Here is a 4,631-nt window from a genome sequence, read left to right as displayed (position 1 = left end):
ACAACATCTCGAAGGTAAAATTAGACTTGGTACTTATGTTGTAGTAAATCAGACGATGGCAAAGTTTTTAGTTATAGATTTAGATAAAGCTAGTTTTACAGAAGATGCAAGAGCAATAAAGCAAATCTCATCATCTCTTGGACTAAAGCCACTTTTTGAGCTTTCAAAATCTGGTAACGGTATCCATATTTGGTATTTCTTTGAGTTGCCTATAAAAGCCAAAGATGCAAGAAAACTAGGTGATATTATTATCACAAAAGCTATGGATGCAAGTAGTGGCATTGACATGACAAGTTATGATAGGATGTTTCCAAATCAAGATTTTGTAGCTCCAGATGCACTTGGAAATCTTGTAGCATTGCCACTGCATTATGGCTCAAGAAATGAAAATAAAACGGTTTTTATAGATATGGATACTATGCAGCCATTTACAAATCAATGGGAAGTTTTGCAAAATATCTCAAAAATATCAATTTATCAAGTAACAGCTATTCTAAGGGAGCATTTACTGGGTTCAAATAGTGATGAGAACCTAATGCCATGGGAAATCAAGCAAGACAAGCCTTTAGCATTTCCAAAAAATACAAAAGCTGTATTGTATGATGCTTTGTATATTGAAAAACAAAACCTCTCTAAAGGTGTATTAAACAAACTTCAAAGACTCTCAAGTTTTTCAAATCCAGAGTTTTTTGTATTGCAAAATTTACGAAAGTCAACTTTTAACACTCCGAGAATTATCACATCATTTGATATCAATGAAAGATATATAATAGTTCCAAGAGGGCTTACAAACAAGGTTTTAACCCTTTTTAACTCTCATAAAGCAAAACTTTTTATTGAAGATAAGCGATTTGTAAAACCTATAGATAAACTAAATTTCACTCTTACTTTAAAAGATGAGCAGCAAATAGCACTTGAGAAAATTTTAAATCAAAATTATGCAGTTTTGATAGCTCCTCCAGGATTTGGAAAAACAACAGTCGCAGCAGCAGTTCTTGAAAAAAGAGGTGTTAATACACTGATATTAGTAAACAAAAGTAATCTTCTTGACCAATGGGTTGAGCGATTATGTGAGTATTTTAATGTTGATGTTAAAACCATAGGCAAACTTGGAAATGGAAAGAAAAAGCTAAACTCAAATTTAGATATAGCTACTTTGCAATCGCTAAAAAATAGACCTGAACTCATTGAGGAATATTCACAAATCATTATAGATGAAGTACATCATATCCCAGCTGTTTCATTTGAGATACCTCTTAGAAAATTTAAAGGCAAATATGTTTTGGGACTTAGTGCAACACCTGCAAGACAGGATGGAATGCATCCAATTATGTTTATGCAGTGTGGTGCAATAGCGTATGAGTCAAAAAAAGAGATTAGAAAAATACATACTTTAAACATAGTCACTTCACCGTTTGAAGCACATAGTGATGATTTTGCGCTTATTTTAAATGAGATGGTAGAAGACTTTGATAGAAATAATCTGATCATCTCTGAAATAGAGAAGCTAAAGAAAAGAAATATTTTAGTGCTTAGTGAGAGAATCGAGCATCTAAATATTTTATATCATCTACTTGATTCCAAAGGTTTAAAATCCACTCTTGTGTATGGTGGGTTAAAATCAAAAATGAAAAAAGAGTTTCTAAAAGAAGCGAACAGCTCATCAATCATCTTATCAACAAGTTCCTTTATCGGTGAAGGAATCGATTTTTCTCATCTTGATGCTATTGTCCTAACAATGCCTGTTTCATATTGGGGTAGAATAGTTCAATATCTTGGACGAATCGGAAGAGATGGACAAGAGTGTATAGCGGTTGATTTTTTCGATGAAAATACTCCTATGCTAAGATCAAGTTTTAATAAGAGACAAAGAGGTTATAAAAAGATGGGATATGTTCCACTAGATGAGAAGGGATTGTTTTTATAACTCTCCAAAGTTTACCCTTTAAGAAAATCTTTTTGTCACTCAAATTTTACATATCTTTTTAGAGTTATTTTTGGCTATCTTTTTTATCACATTATTTGTGTTTCCCATAAAATAGAGCTATCTTAGTTATCTGACTTATCTTATTGAAATTTAATAATAAAAATCCAGAAAAACATATACTTTTTTCTAGAAAAATATTTTGTATAAACAGCTCTTAAACCCCATAGAATAGATTTGTGTCTAGTACAAAAGTTTTATAGGGGGGGGTATTTAATTCCTCCAAAATATGAATATACATAAAGATATTTATAAAAAGGAAGAAAACAATGAACGATATAAACCCAACTACAGGTTTACCGATGTCAGGTGGAGGGATTGATGCGAGTGGAACACCTTATGGAAGTAGCTCAAATAGTTTTGATGATGGAGCAAGTGAATCAAGCTATAATGGTTTCAATAATATTGCTAACTACTGGAGCTGGAAAGTTGATGTTGTAATTATGCTGATTGTAATTGGGGTAAATGTTTATTTTTGGAGTTAAAGAAGTTGAATATCAAACCCTAAGATGGGAGTGGCTTTACTTATTCTTGCGAGCTTAAAACTTTTATTTTTGCAAAAATGTTTAGAATTCTGTTTTAATACAACTTATACTTAGTCTATTTTCAGTAAAATGGATTAATTTTTTTAACATAACAATATCATCTTTCAAATGAAATTTTTAAAGGTATAAGTTGCAAACTATTTTAGCTTTGTAATGTAAGTCACTAAACTATGTGATTTACTTATTGTAGAATTAGTGATGTAAATAATCACACATTTAATAAAAAGTAGGCATAGTTTAATGAGAATCGTACACTTTAGTGATACCCACTTAGGGTTTAATGATTTAGATGTCATCAACGAAGAGAATATAAACCAAAGAGAAGCAGATTTTTATGATGCTTTTTCTCAAGTTGTAGAGCAAATAAAAGAGATAAAACCTGACTATATTATCCATACAGGCGATTTGTTTCATAGAACTAGTCCGAGCAATCGTGCTATTACTTTTGCCTTAGAGCAGTTTAAAATTATCAACTCTTTAAATATTCCATTTATTTTAATTGCAGGTAATCATTCAACTCCACGAACTAATCTTAGTAGTCCCATTTTAAAAATATTTGAAAACTTTGAAAATATCTATGTTTCTTATGATCAACAATATAAAAAAGTAGAGTTTGAAGATATTGTCTTTCATTGTCTTCCACATATGAACGATGACACAAAAGCTCTTTCTCAAATAGAGCTTTGTGAAGAAGGAATTGAGACAAGCAAAAAAAATATCATGATGATGCATTGTTCAGTTGGTGCATGGTATTTGATGCAAGAGTTTGGAGAGTGGGTTTATCCAACAGACAAAGAGTATCTATTTTCTAAAATGGATTATGTAGCTCTTGGACATTGGCATGGGTTTGGAAAAGTGGGTAAGCATGAAAATGTTTACTACAGTGGAAGTACAGAGAGAACAAGCCTAAATGACAAACGAAACTCAAAAGGTTTTGCACTTATTACACTTGAGGATACACTAACTATTGAGTATAAAGAGATTAAAATAAGACTAATTTTAGAGTTTGTTATAGACTGTGAAAACTTAGAAGCATCTATTGAAGCACTAGATTTATCAAATATCAAAGATACTATCTGTGAAGTAAAACTTATTAATTTAACTACTATGCAATCAATTGATATAAACACTGCTGATATAAAAAAAGTTTTTGAACTTGCAATGTATGTAAATGTCAAAAGAGAGTTTAAAACATCAAGTGATGCTAAAACAATCGATGATATAGAATCACTTTCACTTGAAGATTACTTTATAGAACATATCAAAGAAGATAGCAAATCTGAAGAATTTGATAGATTAAAAATAAAGGTACAAGAGTTATTTAGTACTTACGAAGAGGTGTACAGTGATACTGAATAGTCTTGATTTATTAAATTTCAAAAAATATACTGAAAAGAGTTTCAAATTTGATGAAGGCTTAGTTGGAATCATAGGTAAAAATGGAAGTGGAAAATCTACAATATTTGAAGCTATTTTATTTGCACTTTATGGGGAACTCAAAAACAAAGGTTCAAAGGAACTTATACGCAATTCAAGTGTGAGTGAAAAAGAGCCTGTAAGTGTCTCTTTAGAATTTGAATTTGATGGACTTACTTACAAAGTTGTGAGAGAATTTAGAGGTAAGGCACTATCAGCTAATGCAAAATTTTATAAAAATGAAGAGCTTATCACAACAGGTGCAAAAGAAGTAACAAACTCTATAGTAAAACTTGTAAAGATGAGTAAAGATGCTTTTATGCACACTCTTTTTGCTTCTCAAAAAGAACTAACTAGTCTTAGTAACCTAAAGCCTGAAGATAGAAAGAAAATAATACGAAAGCTTTTAGGATTAGAAAAAATTGATGCTATTGAATCAATGCTAACTGAAAAAAGCAGGGGGCTTAAAAGGGAGATAGATGCTTTTAGAGAGGTATTGCTAAGTATTGATGAGATTGTTGCTAAAGAGAGAGCAATAAAAGCACATAATGAGAATAAGACACAAATCAATGCAACCTTAATAGAGATACAGCTATAAATCAAAAATAATTTAAAAAAGAGAAGAGAATGAAAATAATTAAAACTATCCTATTTATAGGACTCTTCTCTCTTGTACTATCAAACAA

General features: G+C 30.8%; 4 protein-coding genes. All 4 read left to right on the top strand.

Annotation, left to right across the window (positions count from 1 at the left end):
- Positions 1-1,927 (top strand): DEAD/DEAH box helicase family protein (locus PHI38_RS07345; RefSeq protein WP_299854491.1); only part of this gene is annotated, 1,927 nt, incomplete at its 5' end.
- Between the two features lie 326 nt (positions 1,928-2,253).
- Complete coding sequence (locus tag PHI38_RS07340; RefSeq protein WP_299854488.1) at positions 2,254-2,469, top strand: hypothetical protein; 216 nt, start codon at positions 2,254-2,256, stop codon at positions 2,467-2,469.
- Positions 2,470-2,769: 300 nt separating this feature from the next.
- A complete protein-coding gene (locus PHI38_RS07335) occupies positions 2,770-3,888 on the top strand; it encodes a DNA repair exonuclease (protein WP_299854485.1) in 1,119 nt (372 codons plus the stop codon).
- Positions 3,875-4,543 carry an SMC family ATPase gene (locus PHI38_RS07330; protein WP_299854482.1) on the top strand — a complete coding sequence of 223 codons (669 nt, stop codon included), beginning with the start codon at positions 3,875-3,877 and terminating at the stop codon, positions 4,541-4,543. The genes PHI38_RS07335 and PHI38_RS07330 overlap by 14 nt, the downstream gene beginning before the upstream one ends.
- The last annotated feature ends 88 nt before the right edge of the window (positions 4,544-4,631 follow it).

This window comes from Sulfurimonas sp., assembly GCF_028694895.1.
In the GTDB taxonomy this organism is placed as follows: Bacteria; Campylobacterota; Campylobacteria; order Campylobacterales; family Sulfurimonadaceae; genus Sulfurimonas.
The sequence above is the reverse complement of the archived record's forward strand: the minus strand, read 5'-3'. Positions and strand labels throughout refer to the sequence as shown.

Coding starts and splice junctions, on each gene's coding strand:
- PHI38_RS07340 (WP_299854488.1), top strand. CDS start 2,254: ATGAACGATATAAACCCAACTACAGGTTTACCGATGTCAGGTGGAGGG.
- PHI38_RS07335 (WP_299854485.1), top strand. CDS start 2,770: ATGAGAATCGTACACTTTAGTGATACCCACTTAGGGTTTAATGATTTA.